A 19,128-nucleotide genomic window follows, 5' to 3' on the forward strand; every position below is an offset into this window, starting at 1 on the left:
GCGGACTGTGGGCACAATTGTCTTGGCTCGGAGTAGGCGCAACGGATGGGGAGGCAGGAACGACGGTGGCGGAACGGAGCACGGCTGCCGTCGACGTGGCCGACAGCGGTGGAGAGGAGCCGCTGACCGCCGAGGCGGGCAAGGCCACGGCCGACGGGGCGGGGACGAAGAAGAAGGTCGGTAAGGGGACAGAGGCCGCGGTCACCGATGATGCGGGCGCCGCGGCCGAAACCAACTCGCTGGAGCTGCACAGCGGTCACAAACTGGCCAGACGTTACCGTCTGGAGGAGTGCGTCACCCGTCTGGACGGATTCAGCAGTTGGCGTGCCGTGGACGAGAAGCTGCGGCGTGCGGTCGGGGTGCATGTGGTGCCCGCGGACCATCCACGCGCCAGGCCGGTGCTGGCCGCCGCCCGTTCGGCGGCCCTGCTGGGCGATCCTCGCTTCGTCCAGGTCCTCGACGCCGTCGAGGAGAACGATCTCGTCTATGTCGTCCATGAGTGGCTCCCCGACGCCACCGAACTCACCGCCGTGCTGGCCGCCGGGCCCCTCGAGCCGCACGACGCGTACCAATTGGTCAGCCAGGTCTCCCAGGCCATGGCCGCCGCCCACCGCGAGGGCCTGGCCCATCTGCGGCTGAACCCCGGCTCCGTGTTGCGCACCGAGTCCGGCCAATACCGCATCCGCGGACTCGCCGTGATGGCCGCCCTGCGCGGAATCAGCGCCGACCACCCCCAGCGCACCGACACCGAGGCGATCGGCGCGCTGCTGTATGCGGCGCTCACTCAGCGCTGGCCGTACGAGACCAACGCCTATGGCCTCTCCGGGCTGCCCAAGGGCGTGGGCCTGATCGCCCCCGACCAGGTCCGGGCGGGAGTGCACCGCGGCCTGTCCGAACTCGCGATGCGCGCGCTGGTCAACGACGGGGCCACCGCGTCCCGTCAGGACCAGCCCTGCACCACCCCCGAGGAGCTGGCCAAGGCCGTCGCGGCCATGCCGCGCATCCGGCCGCCCGAGCCCGCCTTCACCCCCTCCCCGGCGTACCAGCGCACGACATACCAGCAGGGCGTGTACGGCCAGCCGCCGACCCGGGGCGGTGCCCCGCACACGGCCCGCCCGGCCGCTCCCGTGCCGCCTCCGCCGCCGTTGCAGAGCCGCACGGGCAAGGCCCTCAAGTGGACCGTCTCCGCGCTTCTGATCGCCGCCCTCGGCCTCGGCAGCTGGCAGCTCGCGGACACCCTCCTCAAGGAGGAGAACAAGCCCGGTCCGAGCAACTCCAGTGAGAAGGACGACGGCAAGGGCGCGGAGGTTGCCAGCAAACCGCTGAAGATTCAGAACGCCGTGGAGTACTACCCCGACGGGAATCCCCAGCACACCAACCAGGTGCCCTTGACCTACGACGACAACCCAGACACCGTGTGGCGCAGCAAGTCCTACGACGAAGGCCCCGATCTCAACCCGGCCTTCAAGAAGGGTGTGGGCTTGGTGTACGACCTTGGTGCGGGGCAGAAGCCCAAGACGGCCACGCTCGGGCTAAAGTACGGCGGCGACCACACCACGGTGTCGCTGTACGCGGCGGACTCGCTTTCCTCCTCCGCACCGTTGGGTTCCATGAAGAAGCTCGCAACAACCACGACCTCGGACACCACGGCCAAGCTCACCGTGAACCGGCCTGAATCGGCCCGGTACGTCGTCGTGTGGATGACCGCGATGCCGCAAGCGCCCGGTGACACGTACAGCGACCCCGGCTACAAGCAGGCCATCGCCGAAGTGAAGTTCACCGGCTGAGCCGGTTGATCGGGCAGGGGGCTCAACGTTGGACGACGCCACCATCGGCGGGGCGAGCGACAGCGAGCTCCTTGCCCGGCACGTCGACGGCGACCCGGACGCCTTCAGCGAAATAGTGCGGCGCCACCGCGACAGACTCTGGGCGGTGGCGCTGCGCACCCTCGGCGACCGTGAGGAAGCAGCCGACGCGGTCCAGGACGCGCTCGTCTCCGCCTACCGCGCCGCGCACACCTTCCGGGGCCAGTCCGCCGTGACGACCTGGCTCCACCGCATCACGGTCAACGCCTGTCTGGACCGTGCCCGCAAGGCCGCCTCCCGTCGTACCTCCCCCGTCGACGACACCGAGCGGCTCGAGCAACTTCTGGAACCCCATGAATCAGCCGCCGCTCCCGCCGAACGCGGTGATCTCCATCGCGAACTGCTGCGGGCGCTGCGTACCCTCCCTCCCGAGCAGCGCGCGGCCCTGGTGCTGGTCGATATGCAGGGCTACCCCGTCGCCGAGGCGGCGAAAGTCCTGGAGGTTCCCACCGGCACGGTGAAGAGCCGCTGTGCCCGGGGCCGCGCACGGCTGCTGCCGCTGCTCTCACATCTCCACCCCAGCGGGAGGGGTAGCTCACCCTCGGGCGTGGGAAGGAACCGGACGCAGGGGACGTCCGTCCCACCGACGGCAGGACCGAACGACACAGATGCCGTGAAGGGCGGAGGTGGGCGAGCGTGACATCCTCGACGGACACGGACGAGCACCCTGAGGTCGCGGAGATCTCCGCACTCACCGAAGGTCTGCTCTCTCCGTCCCGCGCCGTCGATGTGCGCACTCACCTCGCGAGCTGCGCGCTGTGCACGGACGTATGGGAGTCCCTGGACGAGATCCGCTCTCTGCTCGGGACCTTGCCCGGGCCGGTGCGGATGCCCGCCGAGATCGCGGGCCGGATCGACGCGGCGCTGGCCGCCGAAGCGCTTCTCGACGCGACCGCCCCCGAGGGCGTGGCCGATGTTTCACGTGAAACTCCGGAGCCCGAGCCCGTTTCACGTGAAACGGCCGACAGCACCTCCAGCTCCTCCGGCTCCGACACCGTGCAGCCCGCCTCCAAGACCTCCACCGCGACGGACCGACCCGCCGGGCGTCCGCGTGGGGCCACCGGGCCGGGACGGGGATCCACCGGACCCGGCACCCGCCCGGGGGGCGCTCGCCGCTGGCGCAAGGTGGTCCTCGGTGGCGCATGCGCCGCGGCGGTGATCGGTATCGGTTCGTTCTTCATCCCGAGCGGCTCCTCCGGTGATCACGGCGACGCCGACCAGCAGGCTCATGCCAGCCAGAGCTCCGCCGGGAAGTCCACCCTCTCCTCGGGCACGCTCAAGGACCGCGTGCACGAGCTGCTCGCCGACCGGAAGTCCACCGCGTCGGATGGCGTCACCGGGCAGGGCAACTCACCCGATGTGCCGCTGCGCGCCGACGACGACCCTGAGGTGCCGTCCTGTGTACAGAGCGGCACCGGGCGCAAGGAACCGGCTCTCGCGGCGCAGCAGGACACCTACGACGGCCAGACCGCCTATATCGTCGTCCTCCCGCACCCCTCCGACAGCACACGCGTCGACGCCTTCGTGATCGACGCATCCTGCGTCTCGGCGTCCCCGTCGACTCCCGGGGAGCTTCTGGTGACCCGGACCTACCCCCGGCACTGAGGCACACCGCACACAGGGCCCTGCCTGACAGCGCTCGGGAATGCCTGACCCGTAGGATCCGTTGGGTGGGGTGGCAGCGGAATTCCGGGGGAACCCGGAGCCGCCCGCCCAGTCAGCAGTCCGGCAGTCGGCAGAGACAAGGAAGTCATCCGTGAGCGACGTCCGCAACGTGATCATCATCGGTTCCGGGCCCGCGGGCTATACGGCCGCGCTCTACACCGCCCGCGCTTCCTTGAAGCCGCTGGTCTTCGAAGGCTCCGTAACCGCCGGTGGTGCTCTGATGAACACCACCGATGTGGAGAACTTCCCCGGTTTCCGGGACGGGATCATGGGCCCCGATCTGATGGACAACATGCGGGCCCAGGCCGAGCGCTTCGGCGCCGAGCTCATCCCGGACGATGTGGCCGCGGTCGACCTCAGTGAGCAGATCAAGACCGTCACCGACTCCGCCGGTACGGTCCACCGTGCCAAGACCATCATCGTGGCCACCGGCTCTCAGCACCGCAAGCTGGGACTGCCGCGCGAGGACGAGCTCTCCGGCCGTGGTGTCTCCTGGTGTGCCACCTGTGACGGGTTCTTCTTCAAGGACCAGGACATCGCCGTTATCGGCGGTGGCGACACGGCCCTGGAGGAGGCGACCTTCCTGTCGCGGTTCGCCAAGTCGGTCACGGTGGTCCACCGCCGGGACACCCTGCGCGCCAGCAAGGCGATGCAGGAGCGGGCCTTCGCCGACCCGAAGATCTCGTTCGTCTGGGACAGCGTGGTCGAGGAGATTCACGGAGACGGCAAGCTCTCCGGTCTCACCATCCGCGATGTCAAGAAGGACGAGACCTCGGAGCTGCCGGTCACCGGGCTGTTCATCGCGATCGGCCACGACCCGCGGACCGAGCTGTTCAAGGGCCAGCTTGGCCTGGACGACGACGGCTACCTGAAGGTGGATGCGCCCACCACCCGGACGAACCTGTCCGGTGTCTTCGCTGCGGGCGATGTCGTGGACCACACCTACCGTCAGGCGATCACCGCGGCCGGCACCGGCTGCTCGGCGGCGCTGGACGCCGAGCGGTACCTGGCCTCGCTCGGTCAGGGCGACGCCACCGTCTGACTTCGCTTCCCACCCCTGCACCAACTCACTAAGGAGATTGCCATGGCCGGTGCCACGGTCACCGTGACGGACGCCGACTTCGAGGAGAAGGTCCTCAAGAGCGACAAGCCGGTACTCGTCGACTTCTGGGCCGCGTGGTGCGGTCCGTGCCGCCAGATCGCCCCCTCCCTGGAGGCCATCGCGGCCGAGCACCCCGACAAGATCGTCATCGCCAAGCTCAACATCGACGAGAACCCGGCGACGGCCGCTAAATACGGCGTGATGTCCATCCCGACGCTCAATGTCTACCAGGGCGGCGAGGTCGCCAAGACCATCGTCGGTGCCAAGCCCAAGGCCGCCATCGAGCGCGACCTGTCCGACTTCATCGGCTGAGCGAACCTCGCGTCGTCCTCATCCACGAAGGGGCTGCCCGTACGGGCAGCCCCTTCGTGTTTCACGTGGAACGCTGTACAGCGCGGGGAATCCTCTACAGCGGCCGAAGCGCGGGCTCCTTCTGGACGGCGCCGAGCAGCCGGTCCAGCGCCAGCTCGACATCCTCTTTCCAGGAGATCGTCGTCCTCAGCTCAAGCCTCAGCCGGGGGTAGCGCGGATGCGGCCGTACGGTCTTGAAGCCCACGGCCAGCAGATGATCGGCGGGCAGCACACACGCCGGTTCCTTCCAGGTGGCGTCCCCGAACGCCTCCACCGCCTTGAAGCCCCGGCGGATCAGATCCTTCGCGACGGTCTGCACCATCACCCGGCCCAGCCCCTGCCCCTGGTATCCGGGCATCAGCCATGCCGTCATCAGCTGGACGGCATCCGCCGCCACCGGACTGGTGGGGAAGGCCGTGGAGCGCGGCACATACGCCGGCGGCGCGTACAGCACAAAGCCCACCGGAACCTCATCGACATAGACCACCCGGCCGCAGGAGCCCCACTCCAGCAGTACGGCCGAGATCCATGCCTCCTTCTCCAGCTCCGGCCGGCCGGCCCTTACGGCTGCCTCGCCGCTGACCGGATCGAGTTCCCAGAAGACACAGGCGCGACAGCGCTTGGGGATGTCCGGGAGGTTGTCCAGCGTGAGCGGTACGAGCCGACGCCCCATGAAGCCAGTCCTTCACTTCCGTGGCCAGCCGCGCCACGGGCGGCTGACAGCGCACTACGCTCCCTGAGCAGGCTGCCGACGAAACCTCCGACAGCGCCCAGGCCCAATCCTGTGGCCACCAGTCCGGTGCGGCTCACCGATCGCATGGCCCTGACCTCCACATACGGCGCCTCCACATGGATCCGCCCTATCTGATCGCATCGTATCCGTGCCGAGATTGCACCGATACCGCCCTTTGGCAAACAGCGGGTCGCGTTCCGACCATCTCGGTACGCGACCCGCCCCATGCGCTGCCCCTACGGCATGGCCGCACGGGCAGCGCCTCACTCGTCCTCGTCCGCCTCTTCGCCCTCGGGAGAGAGCGGCTGCTCCAGCACCGGCCCCTCACCGGGAGCCAGCGAGCCGAGGATCCGCTCCAGATCCTCTATCGAGGCGAACTCGACGACGATCTTTCCCTTCTTCTGACCGAGGTCGACCTTCACCCGGGTCTCGAACCGATCGGAGAGACGCGACGCCAGATCCGTGAGCGCGGGGGACACCCTCGCGCCCGCCCTCGGACTCTTGGACTTCGTCGTACCACCCGACCGCGACCCCATCAGGGTGACGATCTCCTCCACCGCACGCACCGAGAGCCCCTCGGCGACAATGCGGTGGGCCAGCCGGTCCTGCTCCTCCGGGTCATCCACGGAGAGCAGCGCCCGGGCGTGTCCCGCGGAGAGAACCCCCGCGGCCACCCGGCGCTGAACCGACGGGGAGAGCCTCAGCAGCCGCAAGGTGTTGGAGACCTGCGGACGTGAGCGCCCGATACGGTCGGCCAGTTCGTCATGCGTGCAGTTGAAGTCCTTCAGCAACTGGTCGTACGCGGCCGCCTCCTCCAACGGGTTCAGCTGAGCCCGGTGCAGGTTCTCCAGCAGCGCGTCGAGTAGCAGCTTCTCGTCGTCGGTGGCGCGGACGATCGCGGGGATCTTCTCCAGCCCGGCCTCACGGCAGGCCCGCCAGCGGCGCTCGCCCATGATGAGCTCATAGCGCTCCGGCGCCAACTGCCGTACGACGACGGGCTGGAGGAGACCGACCTCCTGGATCGAGGTGACCAGCTCGGCGAGCGCGTCCTCGTCGAAGACCTCGCGGGGCTGCCGTGGATTGGGGGTGATGAAGTCCAGCGGCAGCTCGGCGAAATGAGCCCCGGCCACCTCCTCCGGCATCACCACCGGCTCGACGGCCTCGGGCTCCTTCTCCCGCGGTGCGGGCTCCGTTTCCTGTGGAACCGTATGCGTGGGCAGACCGGCCACCTTGGCCGCCGCCACTCCGCGCTCCTGGGTGAGCACCGGGACCGCGGTCGGTGAGGTGGTGGCCCCGGTCGTCGTGACCGTTCCCGCCCCCGCCGAGGGCCCGGCGCTATCCGTCCCCTTCGGCGCGGGAGGAATCAGGGCACCGAGCCCACGGCCCAGTCCTCTGCGTCGCTCACTCACTGAATCCCCTCCTGCATGCTGCTGTGCTGGTCGTGCTGGCTGAACTCGGGCAAGGCATGAGCGTGCTGGGCGTCGTAGTTCACGTTGACACCTCTGAGGGCGATCTCACGGGCCGCCTCGAGATAGGAGAGCGCCCCGCTCGACCCGGGGTCGTAGGTGAGGACGGTCTGCCCATAGCTGGGGGCCTCGGAGATACGCACCGATCTGGGAATGCTCGTCCGGAGCACCTCACCGCCGAAGTGGCTGCGCACCTCGTCCGCGACCTGAGAGGCCAGCCGGGTGCGGCCGTCGTACATGGTGAGAAGGATCGTCGAGACATGGAGTTTGGGGTTGAGATGGCCCCGCACCAGGTCCACGTTCCGCAGCAGCTGACCCAGCCCTTCCAGCGCGTAGTACTCGCATTGGATCGGGATCAGCACCTCCGCACCGGCCACCAGCGCATTGACCGTCAGCAGACCCAGCGAAGGCGGGCAGTCGATCAGGATGTAATCCAGCGGCTGCTCATATGCCTCGATGGCCCGCTCAAGCCGGCTCTCCCTCGCCACCAGGGAGACCAACTCGATCTCGGCACCGGCGAGATCGATCGTGGCCGGAGCGCAGAACAGTCCCTCCACATCCGGGACCGGCTGCACCACATCGGACAACGGCTTGCTGTCGACCAGCACGTCATAGATCGATGGAACCTCGGCGTGGTGGTCGATCCCCAGCGCCGTCGACGCATTGCCCTGGGGGTCAAGGTCGACCACCAGAACACGACCTCCGTGCAGGGCCAGCGAGGCGGCCAGATTGACCGTCGTCGTGGTCTTTCCGACCCCGCCCTTCTGGTTGGCGACCACCATCACCCGGGTCTGCTCCGGCCTGGGCAGTCCCTCACCGGCACGGCCCAGGGCTTCTACCGCCAGTTGAGCGGCACGACCGATCGGGGTGTCGTCCATCGGGGGCGGCGTTTCACGTGAAACATCCTCCCCCGACAATTCAGTACGGGGACCGGGGACCGGATCGGTCATCGGCCCCGCGATGTTGGCGTCGGACCGCAAGGATTCACTCTCCTCGACATCAGGCTCGCAATAAGCAGAGCCTGCCATGCTTTTGGGGTCGTGAACCAGCGAGGCCCGTTCTCCTGTGGATGAATCCACGTTCATACGGGGTCGGCGGTCGCGGGGCGAGGCCGCCGCACGACCGCGACTGATGATTCCATGCAGCAGGGAGCGACGTTTCACGTGAAACACGATGCACGGGACGCCTCGCCGATTGGTCGCGACACTCCGGTATGCGTAGTTTTGCCAGCTTGTATGGAGCAACGCCCTCGACTCCGGGCCGACGACTCAGGGCCAACAGCTCAGGACAGACAGCTCAGGGTCGATGACTCGGAGCCGGGTGATCGAAGCCAACTGATCAGGGACACTGATCAAGGTCGATGGCTCAGGGGCGACGGCGCGGCGACCGCCGAGCCGCCTTGGCCCGCTTCGCCGCGAAGCGCACACCTCCGGGGCTCTCCCCGACCTCGACCCGCACCACCGTCGACGGCGGGTCCACCACACCCTCACCGACATGCAGCACCGAGGTCTCCACCACCCCCAGCTTGCCCAGCGCGGCCCGGGCCTGCTTCAGCTCCTCCTCGGCGGTGTCGCCCTTCAGAAGCAGCATCTCGCCGTACGGGCGCAGCAGCGGAACCCCCCAGCCGGCCAGCCGGTCCAGCGGGGCCACTGCCCGAGCCGTCACCACATGCATCGGAGCCAGCTTGCCGAGCACCTCCTCGGCGCGGCCGCGCACCACCGTCACATGCTCGAGCCCCAGCAGCTCCACCACTTCCCGCAGGAAGTTCGTCCGGCGCAGCAGGGGCTCCAGAAGCGTGATCCGGAGATCCGGCCGGGTCAGGGCGAGCGGGATACCGGGAAGCCCGGCCCCCGAGCCCACATCGCAGACGGTGACTCCGTTGGGCACCACTTCGGAGAGCACGGCGCAGTTCAGCAGATGCCGCTCCCACAGCCGCGGCACCTCACGCGGGCCGATCAGCCCGCGCGTCACTCCCACATCGGCCAGCAGCTCGCCGTAGCGGACGGCCTCCGGGAAACGGTCACCGAATACATCCCTTGCCTCGGGGGGCGCTGGGGGGAGCTCCGCTGCTTCCGTCACGGGGACCATCCTTCCGTACCGAACACTGTGCTGAACGATGATGTAAGGCTGACAAGATTCGGCCCCGTCTGCGTGCAGACGGGGCCGGGTGGATCACGAGGCGGTACTGCTTCAGACCGGAAGCACGACCACGCAGCGCTGGGGCTCCTCGCCCTCGGACTCGCTGCGCAGCCCGGCGGCGGCCACCGCGTCGTGCACCACCTTCCGCTCGAAGGGCGTCATCGCCTTGAGCTTCACCGGCTGACCGGTGCCCTTGGCCTCCTCGGCCGCCTTGGTGCCCAGCTCGGTCAGCTCGGCACGCTTACGGGCCCGGTATCCGGCGATGTCGAGCATCAGCCGACTGCGGTCGCCGGTCTCCCGGTGCACCGCGAGGCGGGTCAGCTCCTGAAGGGCCTCCAGCACCTCGCCATCGCGACCGACCAGCTTCTGGAGATCGCGGCTGGTCGAGTCGCTGATGATCGACACCGCTGCGCGATCGGCCTCGACGTCCATGTCGATGTCGCCGTCGAGGTCCGCGATGTCCAGCAGCCCCTCGAGGTAGTCGGCCGCGATCTCCCCTTCCTGCTCAAGGCGGGTCAGGGTGTCGACACCCTCGGCGGCCGGGGTGGTGCCTTCCGTCACGGATGGACTCCTTCGTTACTTCTTGGACGGGTGCTTGGGGCGCTGCTGGCCCTTGCGCTGGCCGGACTTCGCACGGGCGGAGCCGGAAGCCGAGCCGCCGGCCGGCTTGCCGCCCTGCGCGCCCTTCTTCTGCCCCGCGCCCTGCTTCTCGGCGGGCTTGTCCGCAGCGGTGGACTTCTCCATATCGACCGGGGGACCCGACTGCGAGCTGGCCTTGCTGTGGCCGGTCGTGGCCCGCTGCGCCTTGGTCTGGCGCTTGGGCTGCTGACGGTTGGCACGCGCCGTCTCGGCCGCCTCCTTCGCGGCGACCTCGGCCGGCTCCTCCTTCAGCTTGCCCTTGGCCCGCAGCCGCTCCTGGCGGGCCTGGAAGGCGAGACTGCCCGGGGTCGGGTTACGGCGGATGACGAACATCTGCTGGCCCAGGGTCCAGACGTTGGTGGTCAGCCAGTAGACGAGGACACCGACGGGGAAGTTGATACCGAAGACGGCGAACATGACCGGGAAGATGTACATCAGCATCTTCTGCTGCTGCATGAACGGCGTCTTCACCGTGAGGTCGACGTTCTTGGTCATCAGCTGGCGCTGGGTGAAGAACTGCGATGCCGACATCAGGACGATCATGGTGATCGTGACGATGCGGACATCGGTCAGCGAGGCGCCGAGGGATTCGATCTTCGAGGCCGAGTCCAGGAACTTCACCGACAGCGGAGCGCCGAAGATATGGGCGTTACGGGCGCTGTCCAGCAGGGACTGGTCGATGACACCGACCGTCCGGTTGTTCGCGATGTGGTTGAGCACCTGGTACAGCGAAATGAAGAACGGTGACTGCGCCAGAATCGGGAGACAGCTCGAGAGCGGGTTGGTGCCCGTCTCCTTGTAGAGCTTCATCATCTCTTCGGACTGACGCTGTTTGTCGCTCTTGTAGCGCTCCTGGATCGCCTTCATCCTGGGCTGGAGCGCCTGCATGTTCCGCGTCGACTTGATCTGCTTCACAAAGAGCGGGATCAGGCAGATACGGATCAGCACCACCAGCGAAACGATGGACAGACCCCACGCCCAGCCACTGTCCCGATCGAAGATCAAGCTGTAGAACGAGTGGAACTGGACGATGATCCAGGAAACTACGTCATAAAGAGGACCGAGGATCGTGTCCACGAATCAGGCTCCTTGGGCGTTGGGCTGGGTCTCGGGCTGTGCGGCAGGCTCCACAGCCGGATGCCCGCCGAGGCGGTTCCGCAGCCGCTGGTGCCACACCGGACGCTTCCGGGGCGGGACGTGGTCGACGCCACCGAGCGACCATGGGTTGCAGCGCAGGATGCGCCAGGCCGTCAGCGCCGTTCCTTTTACCGCGCCGTGCCGATCGATGGCCGTATAGCCATAGTGCGAGCACGACGGGTAGTACTTGCAGACCGGTCCCAACATCGGGCTGATGGTCCACTGGTACAGCTTGATCAACCACAGCAGCGGGTACTTCATCGCGGCACCCCTCCCAGTAGCCGCTGCACTGCCGTGTCGAGATCACGGGCCAGCTGGTCGTGACCCGCTTCACCCGCGCCGGGCAGCGCCCGTACGACCACAAGGCTACCTGCGGGAAAACGGTCGATGCGGTCCCGCATGAGATGGCGCAGTCTCCGCTTCACCAGGTTACGGACGACGGCGCCGCCCACGGCCTTGCTTACGACGAAACCCGCACGCGCCGGAGGAGCACTCTCCCCGGATGCGTGCGGGTCCGTATCACCGCTGGTGAGGCCGGTACGAAGATGGACGACAAGGAGCGGGCGACCGGCCCTGCGTCCTCGGCGTACCGCGGCCGCGAAGTCCTCGCGCCGCCTCAGCCGATGCTCGGTAGGCAGCACGTCATGGACCTTGGGTCAGGCTGCTCAGGCCGACAGGCGGGCGCGACCCTTGCTGCGGCGGGACGCGAGAATCGCGCGGCCGGCACGGGTGCGCATCCGCAGCCGGAAGCCGTGGGTCTTCGCGCGACGACGGTTGTTCGGCTGGAAGGTGCGCTTGCTCACTCGGGGGCTCCAGAGATGAATCGGAAGGTGGCGGTCTATCGCTTGGCTGTCACCGTGCGCCCACGAGTAGCTCGCAATACGCCCGAGTGCACCGCTTCACGATCACAGGTCATCACGCCCGTGATCCTTGCCCATCGGAGGCAGGCGGCAGCAGCCATCGACAACTCGACCTCGTTACGGTACGCGCGGTTACGCCATCCGGTCAAACCGGTGGCCGACACCCTGACAGCGCGCTTTCCCCCTCAGGGTAGGGGCAAGGGAACGCCCGGCGACATCGCATGGCACATTTGTACACACCCTGTGGACAACGACTTGAACCGTGCACCCCGGCCTGACTACCGTGGCTGGGCTCCGATTCCTTCACGCCCGTCCCGAGAACCACGCATTCGTGGGACCTGTCGGCGTCCCCCACCCAGCGAGTGAGAGAGCGTGCCCTGTGGCTGACGTACCCGCCGATCTTGCCGCAGTGTGGCCACGTGTGCTCGAGCGGCTGCTGGGAGAGGGCTCCGGGCAGGGCGGACAAGGCGTCGAGGCCAAGGACGAGCACTGGATCAAGCGGTGCCAGCCCCTCGCTCTGGTCGCCGACACCGCGCTGCTCGCCGTCCCCAATGAATTCGCCAAGGGCGTACTGGAGGGCCGGCTGGCCCCCGTCGTCAGCGAAACGCTGAGCCGGGAGTGCGGCCGCCCGATCCGCATCGCGATCACGGTCGACGAGTCGGCCGGCGAACCGATCGTCCCCGCGCAGCCGCAGCGCGAGCAGCGCGAGTCCTACGAGAGCTACGACGGCCGGGACGGCTACGGCCGCCAGGCGCCGGACGATCTGCCGTCGGCCCGCCCCGCCTACCCCGGCTATCAGCAGCCGCGCCCCGATCCGGGCGCCTGGCCACGGCCCCGTGACGACTACGGCTGGCAGCAGCCCCGGCTCGGCGGCTTTCCCGAGAGCGATCCTTACGCCTCCCAGCACTCCTCGTCCGGCTATGACCAGCAGCCGTACGACCAGCACCCGCGCGGCGACTACCGCGGTCCGGGCGCCGAGCGCCCGGGCCCGGGCGGCGGCCACGGCGGCCACGGCGGTCCCGGGCCGGGCCCCGACCGCCCGCCGTACGAGCAGCGCCACGATCTGCCCGATCCGCTCGAGCGCGCCCGCGGCGGACCGCCCGTCCTGCCCTCGCAGACCGGCGCCCCCGGCCCGCTCGCCGCTCAGCCCGCGCCCGCGTCCGGCCCCGGTGAGCCGACCGCGCGGCTGAACCCCAAGTACCTCTTCGACACCTTCGTCATCGGCGCGTCCAACCGTTTCGCGCACGCCGCGGCGGTCGCCGTCGCCGAGGCACCGGCCAAGGCGTACAACCCGCTGTTCATCTACGGGGAGTCCGGGCTCGGCAAGACCCACTTGTTGCATGCCATCGGGCACTACGCACGCAGCCTCTACCCCGGCACCCGGGTGCGCTATGTGAGCTCGGAGGAGTTCACCAACGAGTTCATCAACTCCATCCGCGACGGCAAGGCGGACGCGTTCCGCAAGCGCTACCGCGACATGGACATCCTGCTGGTCGACGACATCCAGTTCCTGGCGAGCAAGGAGTCGACGCAGGAGGAGTTCTTCCACACCTTCAATACGCTCCACAACGCCAACAAGCAGATCGTGCTCTCCTCCGACCGGCCGCCCAAGCAGCTGGTCACCCTGGAGGACCGGCTCCGCAACCGCTTCGAGTGGGGCCTGATCACCGATGTGCAGCCGCCGGAGCTGGAGACGCGTATCGCGATCCTCCGTAAGAAGGCGGTGCAGGAGCAGCTGAACGCTCCGCCGGAGGTGCTGGAGTTCATCGCCTCGCGGATCTCCCGCAACATCCGTGAGCTGGAGGGCGCGCTGATCAGAGTGACGGCCTTCGCGAGCCTGAACCGGCAGCCGGTGGACCTCGGGCTCACCGAGATCGTGCTGAAGGATCTGATCCCCGGCGGCGAGGACGCGGCCCCGGAGATCACCGCCACCGCGATCATGGCGGCGACCGCCGACTACTTCGGGCATACGGTCGACGATCTGTGCGGCGCCTCCCGCAGCAGGGTGCTGGTCACCGCGCGGCAGATCGCGATGTACCTCTGCCGGGAGCTGACCGATCTGTCGCTGCCCAAGATCGGCGCGCAGTTCGGCGGCCGCGACCATACGACGGTGATGCACGCCGACCGCAAGATCAGGGCGCTGATGGCCGAGCGGCGCTCCATCTACAACCAGGTGACCGAGCTGACCAACCGCATCAAGAACGGCTGAGACGGCTGCGAGGGGGCCGCACACGGCCACCGCGAACCGCTGAAGGGCGCTCCGGGGACGGACAACTCCCGGGGCGCCCTTCAGCGTTCATGGCCGTTCATGGCCGTTCATGGCCGCGTGCCGCCGCGCAGGGCCGTTCATCGCTGTCATGGCCGCGCGTCGCCGCGCACAGCCGTTCATCGCTGTTCATGGGCCACGCGTCACCCCGCGCGTGGTCGTTCATGGCTACGAAGCTGTTCGATTCGCCGTCCGGGAGACCCGGTTCTCCACAGATCCACAGCTCATCCACCGTCCACACCCTGGGGACATATGAGTTGTCCCGATCCTGTCCACAGGGTGTGCGGTGGGCAGGGCATCGCCCGAGGTCAGGTGGTTGTGGAATTGTGGCTATCCGAAGTCCACAGACTGTGGATGACCGAGCTGCCCACAGGCCGCGCGTCAGCTTGTCCACAGGCAACCCACAGCCGAAGGCCCATTGCCCACAGCTTCTCCACACCGCTGTCCACTGTTCGGCAACGAAACGGCCACGGTCACCGGCGAGAGTGAAAGGCGTCACACCAAGGAGGCGGGTTGGGCTGTGGGGAAGGTGGGTAAAACTGGGGACGACGCTGGGGAGAACCGGCCGATGTCTGTGTATCGCATGTGCAGAACTCTTCGGCATCCACAGAAAGCCCCGGTTGTCCACTGCCTCCGCCCACAGGCACGGTGGATAAAAAACCGCCCCTGACCAGGGCGTATTGAGTTTTCCACGGTTTCCACAGGCCCTACTACTACGACCACATAGAGTTAGCCGGGAAATCGCTTCGAAGTGGGGCCTGTGCACAACCTCGGGCCGAGCCGCCCGACACCCCGTGCACCGACTTGACCCCGAGCCGCACCGACTGTCCCTGGCGTGCGTCAGACTGGTCTCCGGCGACTCAGCCGACGACGAAGGCCAGCAGGGCGAGCCAGCAACAGCAGGAGGCGGCTTACGGTGAAGATCCGGGTGGAGCGCGATGTACTCGCGGAGGCGGTGGCCTGGACGGCCCGCAGCCTCCCGGCCCGACCGCCGGTGCCGGTCCTCGCGGGCATCCTGATGAAGGCGGAGGAGGGCACGCTCAGCCTCTCCGGCTTCGACTACGAGGTCTCCGCCCGCGTCTCCGTGGAGGCCGACATCGAGGACGACGGCACGGTCCTCGTCTCCGGCCGCCTTCTCGCCGACATCTGCCGCGCCCTTCCCAACCGCCCGGTGGAGATCTCCACCGACGGGGTGCGGGTCACCGTGGTCTGCGGCTCCTCGCGATTCACACTCCACACCCTGCCTGTGGAGGAGTACCCGGCACTGCCGCAGATGCCGACCGCGACCGGCACCGTCCCCGGTGAGGTCTTCGCCGCCGCCGCGGCCCAGGTCGCCATCGCCGCCGGCCGTGACGACACCCTGCCGGTGCTCACGGGTGTGCGGATCGAGATCGAGGGCGACACCGTCACGCTGGCCTCCACCGACCGCTATCGCTTCGCCGTCCGCGAGTTCCTGTGGAAGCCCGAGACCCCCGACATCTCCGCCGTCGCGCTGGTGCCCGCCAAGACGCTCCTCGACACCGCCAAGTCGCTGACCAGCGGTGACACCGTCGCGCTCGCGCTCTCCGGCTCGGGTGCGGGCGAGGGCCTGATCGGCTTCGAGGGCGCCGGGCGCCGTACCACCACCCGGCTGCTCGAGGGCGACCTGCCGAAGTACCGCACGCTCTTCCCCACCGAGTTCAACTCGGTCGCGGTGATCGAGACCCCCCCGTTCGTCGAGGCCGTCAAGCGTGTGGCCCTGGTCGCCGAGCGCAACACCCCGGTGCGGCTCACCTTCGAGCAGGGGGTGCTGATCCTGGAGGCCGGATCCAGCGACGACGCACAGGCTGTGGAGCGGGTGGACGCCCAGCTCGACGGCGACGACATCTCGATCGCCTTCAACCCGACGTTCCTGCTGGACGGGCTCAGCGCGATCGACTCGCCGGTCGCCCAGCTGTCCTTCACCACCTCGACCAAGCCCGCCCTGCTCAGTGGCAAGCCCGCCATGGACGCCGAGGCGGACGAGGCGTACAAGTACCTGATCATGCCGGTCCGGCTGAGCGGCTGAGGCGAACGAATGAGCAGGTGTAGCCCACATCTGTGCGGCTACCCGCGGGCGTAGGCTCGGATTCACCGCGAAACGCTAGGGACTACGAAGGATCACTGATGGAGCTCGGTCTCATCGGCCTCGGCAAGATGGGCGGCAACATGCGCGAGCGCATCCGCCGCGCAGGCCACACCGTCATCGGATACGACCGCAACCCGGACGTCGCCGATGTCCACAGCCTCGATGAGCTCGTCAGCAAGCTCAAGGGCCCGCGTGTGGTGTGGGTCATGGTCCCGGCGGGCGTCCCCACCCAGATCACCATCGATGAGCTGGCCGAGCTGCTGTCGCCCGGCGACATCGTCGTGGACGGCGGAAACTCCCGCTGGACCGACGACGAGAAACACGCCGAGCAGCTCAACGCCAAGGGCATCGGCTTTGTCGACTGCGGTGTCTCCGGCGGTATCTGGGGCCTGGAGAACGGCTACGCCCTGATGTACGGCGGCGCCGCCGAGCATGTGGCCCGGGTCCAGCCGATCTTCGACGCGCTCAAGCCCGAGGGCCAGGGCGGGGCCGTCCACGCCGGCAAGGTCGGCGCGGGCCACTTCGCCAAGATGGTCCACAACGGCATCGAGTACGCGATGATGCAGGCGTACGCCGAGGGCTGGGAGCTGCTGGAGAAGGTGGACTCGGTCACCGACGTCCGCGAGGTCGTCCGGTCCTGGCAGGAGGGCACGGTCATCCGTTCCTGGCTGCTGGACCTGGCCGTCCGCGCCCTGGACGAGGACGAGCACCTGTCCAAGCTGCGGGGCTACGCGGAGGACTCCGGTGAGGGCCGCTGGACCGTGGAGGCCGCGATCGACCACGCCGTGCCGCTGCCCGCGATAACCGCGTCGCTCTTCGCCCGGTTCGCCTCCCGCCAGGAGGACTCGCCGCAGATGAAGATGGTCGCCGCGCTGCGCAATCAGTTCGGCGGCCACGCCGTCGAGAGCAGCGAGAAGTAACCACCCCGCGGGGTGGAGCAAGCAGTCCTGCCGGGGGAGGTCGGCGCAGCTCACTATGCACGTCACGCATCTCTCGCTCGCCGACTTCCGCTCGTACGCCCGGGCCGAGGTGGCTCTCGACCCGGGCGTCACGGCCTTCGTCGGGCCCAATGGCCAGGGCAAGACCAATCTGGTCGAGGCCGTCGGCTATCTCGCCACCCTCGGCAGCCACCGGGTCTCCTCCGACGCCCCGCTGGTGCGCATGGGCGCGGAGCGGGCCGTGGTCCGGGCCGCGGTCGTCCAGGGGGACCGGCAGCAGCTGGTCGAGCTCGAGCTCAACCCGGGCAAGGCCAATCGCGCCCGTATCAATCGGTCCTCGCAGGTCAGACCGCGTGATGTGCTGGGGATCCTGCGGTCGGTGCTGTTCGCGCCGGAGGATCTGGCCCTGGTCAAGGGCGATCCGGGCGAGCGCCGTCGCTTCCTCGACGAGCTGATCACCGCGCGGGCGCCCCGGATGGCGGGAGTCCGCTCCGACTACGACCGGGTGCTGAAGCAGCGCAACACCCTGCTGAAGACCGCCGCCCTGGCCCGGCGCCACGGTTCGCGCGGCGGTGGCGGCGACGCGGCCCTGTCCACCCTCGACGTCTGGGACCAGCATCTGGCCAGGACCGGTGCCGAGCTGCTCGCCCAGCGGCTCGATCTGATCTCCGTGCTCCAGCCGCTCACGGACAAGGCGTACGAGCAACTCGCCCCGGGCGGCGGCCCCGTGCTGCTGGAGTACCGCGGCTCGGCCGGTGAGGGCCTGACGGACGCGGGCAGCCGCGAGGAGCTGTACGAGCTGCTGATGGCCGCCCTCACCCAGGCCCGTAAGCAGGAGGTCGAGCGCGGGGTCACGCTGGTGGGCCCGCACCGCGACGACCTGGTCCTCAAGCTGGGCCGGCTCCCGGCGAAGGGCTACGCCAGCCATGGCGAGTCCTGGTCGTACGCCCTCGCGCTGCGGCTGGCCTCCTACGATCTGCTGCGCACCGAGGCGGGCGAGCCGGTGCTGGTGCTGGACGACGTCTTCGCGGAGCTGGACGCGCGGCGCCGAGAGCGGCTGGCCGAGCTGGTCGCCCCCGGGGAGCAGGTGCTGGTGACCGCGGCGGTGGAGGACGACGTCCCGCAGGTGCTGGCCGGCACGCGCTACGCGGTGTCCGATGGCGAGGTGCGGCGCGTATGACGGACCGGATGGACCAGCCAGGGCGGCCTTCGCCGGTTCCCGAACCCTCGGCGCCCGAGCCGTCGGGGGTCGATCTCGCGCGGGTGGCGCTGCGCGCCGCCAAGGAGCAGGCGCGCGCCCGGGGGGCCGCGGCCCAGCAGAAGAAGCAGGCGCGCAGAGGGGGCCTGCGCTCCGGCGCACGCGCCGATGGCCGCGATCCGCTTCCGCTCGGTGCGGCGATCAACCGGCTGATCACCGAGCGCGGCTGGGAGACCCCGGCCGCGGTCGGCGGGGTGATGGGCCGCTGGCCCCAGATGGTGGGGCCCGAGGTGGCCCAGCACTGCGAGCCCCAGCGCTATGACGAGGACGCCCGGGTGCTCACGGTGCGCTGCGACTCCACGGCGTGGGCGACCCAGCTGCGGCTGCTCGCCCCGCAGCTCGTGGCCCGGCTGAACGCGGATCTGGGCCAGGGCACCGTAAAGATGATCAAGGTTCTGGGCCCCGGCGGCCCGCCCCGCCGCTATGGCCCGCTGCGTTCCCCGGGCTCCACAGGACCCGGGGACACCTACGGCTGAGCAGGGGCTCGTGCCCTCGTGTTAACCGGTGGTAACAGGGTGACTGCTGAGACCCCGGTCACGGTAGCCGGTGGTTGACAGCCCGAAGCGCTGAGTGGCGGTGTGAGCCTCTTGGAGCCCGTCCCC

19 protein-coding genes are annotated in these 19,128 nt (G+C 68.7%); 10 read left to right on the forward strand and 9 right to left on the reverse strand.

The genetic code is table 11. The features are described from left to right. Positions 1 to 65: 65 nt before the first annotated feature. The 5 genes from AB0E24_RS12680 to trxA all read left to right on the forward strand — a co-directional run bounded on the left by AB0E24_RS12680 (position 66) and on the right by trxA (position 4,944). On the forward strand, positions 66 to 1,787 hold the full coding sequence (locus tag AB0E24_RS12680) for a protein kinase family protein (protein ID WP_079258276.1): 1,722 nt from the start codon (positions 66 to 68) through the stop codon (positions 1,785 to 1,787). Between the two features lie 28 nt (positions 1,788 to 1,815). After that, positions 1,816 to 2,505 (forward strand): RNA polymerase sigma factor SigM, encoded by a 690-nt coding sequence (gene sigM / locus AB0E24_RS12685; RefSeq protein ID WP_069861211.1) that lies wholly within the window; start codon positions 1,816 to 1,818, stop codon positions 2,503 to 2,505. Beyond that, a complete protein-coding gene (locus tag AB0E24_RS12690) occupies positions 2,502 to 3,470 on the forward strand; it encodes an RsmA family anti-sigma factor (protein WP_069861213.1) in 969 nt (322 codons plus the stop codon). Before sigM ends, AB0E24_RS12690 begins: the two co-directional genes overlap by 4 nt. A 151-nt stretch (positions 3,471 to 3,621) precedes the next feature. Continuing rightward, positions 3,622 to 4,572 (forward strand): thioredoxin-disulfide reductase, encoded by a 951-nt coding sequence (trxB, locus tag AB0E24_RS12695; RefSeq protein WP_069861215.1) that lies wholly within the window; start codon positions 3,622 to 3,624, stop codon positions 4,570 to 4,572. Positions 4,573 to 4,614: 42 nt separating this feature from the next. After that, positions 4,615 to 4,944 carry a thioredoxin gene (gene trxA, locus AB0E24_RS12700; RefSeq protein ID WP_069861217.1) on the forward strand — a complete coding sequence of 110 codons (330 nt, stop codon included), beginning with the start codon at positions 4,615 to 4,617 and terminating at the stop codon, positions 4,942 to 4,944. 94 nt (positions 4,945 to 5,038) lie between these two features. Here trxA and AB0E24_RS12705 read toward each other — a convergent pair whose 3' ends face one another. The 9 genes from AB0E24_RS12705 to rpmH form a co-directional block, all read right to left on the reverse strand. Then, entirely contained in the window at positions 5,039 to 5,656 is a 618-nt protein-coding gene (locus AB0E24_RS12705; RefSeq protein ID WP_037954609.1) for a GNAT family N-acetyltransferase, read from the reverse strand. 323 nt (positions 5,657 to 5,979) lie between these two features. Continuing rightward, entirely contained in the window at positions 5,980 to 7,125 is a 1,146-nt protein-coding gene (locus AB0E24_RS12710) for a ParB/RepB/Spo0J family partition protein (protein ID WP_359376577.1), read from the reverse strand. Beyond that, positions 7,122 to 8,210 carry a ParA family protein gene (locus tag AB0E24_RS12715; RefSeq protein WP_079152837.1) on the reverse strand — a complete coding sequence of 363 codons (1,089 nt, stop codon included), beginning with the start codon at positions 8,208 to 8,210 and terminating at the stop codon, positions 7,122 to 7,124. The genes AB0E24_RS12710 and AB0E24_RS12715 overlap by 4 nt, the downstream gene beginning before the upstream one ends. Before the next feature lie 337 nt (positions 8,211 to 8,547). Then, positions 8,548 to 9,261 (reverse strand): 16S rRNA (guanine(527)-N(7))-methyltransferase RsmG, encoded by a 714-nt coding sequence (rsmG, locus tag AB0E24_RS12720; RefSeq protein ID WP_069861440.1) that lies wholly within the window; start codon positions 9,259 to 9,261, stop codon positions 8,548 to 8,550. 111 nt (positions 9,262 to 9,372) lie between these two features. Beyond that, positions 9,373 to 9,882, reverse strand: a complete 510-nt coding sequence (locus tag AB0E24_RS12725; RefSeq protein WP_020869968.1) for a Jag family protein — start codon at positions 9,880 to 9,882, stop codon at positions 9,373 to 9,375. 15 nt (positions 9,883 to 9,897) lie between these two features. Further along, entirely contained in the window at positions 9,898 to 11,037 is a 1,140-nt protein-coding gene (gene yidC / locus AB0E24_RS12730; RefSeq protein ID WP_069861223.1) for a membrane protein insertase YidC, read from the reverse strand. Between the two features lie 3 nt (positions 11,038 to 11,040). Then, positions 11,041 to 11,358 carry a membrane protein insertion efficiency factor YidD gene (gene yidD, locus AB0E24_RS12735; RefSeq protein ID WP_030827780.1) on the reverse strand — a complete coding sequence of 106 codons (318 nt, stop codon included), beginning with the start codon at positions 11,356 to 11,358 and terminating at the stop codon, positions 11,041 to 11,043. Then, positions 11,355 to 11,738, reverse strand: coding sequence for a ribonuclease P protein component (gene rnpA, locus AB0E24_RS12740; RefSeq protein ID WP_079152838.1), 384 nt, complete (start codon positions 11,736 to 11,738; stop codon positions 11,355 to 11,357). The genes yidD and rnpA overlap by 4 nt, the downstream gene beginning before the upstream one ends. Before the next feature lie 24 nt (positions 11,739 to 11,762). Beyond that, positions 11,763 to 11,900, reverse strand: coding sequence for a 50S ribosomal protein L34 (gene rpmH / locus AB0E24_RS12745; protein WP_003956500.1), 138 nt, complete (start codon positions 11,898 to 11,900; stop codon positions 11,763 to 11,765). A 436-nt stretch (positions 11,901 to 12,336) separates the two neighbouring features. Here rpmH and dnaA point away from each other — a divergent pair, with 436 nt between their 5' ends. From dnaA to AB0E24_RS12770, 5 genes are all read left to right on the forward strand, one after another. After that, positions 12,337 to 14,166, forward strand: coding sequence for a chromosomal replication initiator protein DnaA (gene dnaA, locus AB0E24_RS12750; RefSeq protein ID WP_359376581.1), 1,830 nt, complete (start codon positions 12,337 to 12,339; stop codon positions 14,164 to 14,166). A 973-nt stretch (positions 14,167 to 15,139) separates the two neighbouring features. Then, positions 15,140 to 16,270, forward strand: coding sequence for a DNA polymerase III subunit beta (dnaN, locus tag AB0E24_RS12755; protein WP_079258282.1), 1,131 nt, complete (start codon positions 15,140 to 15,142; stop codon positions 16,268 to 16,270). Between the two features lie 98 nt (positions 16,271 to 16,368). Continuing rightward, positions 16,369 to 17,250 (forward strand): phosphogluconate dehydrogenase (NAD(+)-dependent, decarboxylating), encoded by an 882-nt coding sequence (gene gnd / locus AB0E24_RS12760; protein ID WP_069861229.1) that lies wholly within the window; start codon positions 16,369 to 16,371, stop codon positions 17,248 to 17,250. A 55-nt stretch (positions 17,251 to 17,305) separates the two neighbouring features. After that, on the forward strand, positions 17,306 to 18,448 hold the full coding sequence (gene recF, locus AB0E24_RS12765; protein ID WP_093702349.1) for a DNA replication/repair protein RecF: 1,143 nt from the start codon (positions 17,306 to 17,308) through the stop codon (positions 18,446 to 18,448). Beyond that, entirely contained in the window at positions 18,445 to 19,002 is a 558-nt protein-coding gene (locus AB0E24_RS12770; RefSeq protein WP_079258284.1) for a DciA family protein, read from the forward strand. Before recF ends, AB0E24_RS12770 begins: the two co-directional genes overlap by 4 nt. The last annotated feature ends 126 nt before the right edge of the window (positions 19,003 to 19,128 follow it).

Origin of the sequence: Streptomyces malaysiensis subsp. malaysiensis, assembly GCF_040653035.1 — a bacterium.
Taxonomy (GTDB): Bacteria; Actinomycetota; Actinomycetes; order Streptomycetales; family Streptomycetaceae; genus Streptomyces; species Streptomyces malaysiensis.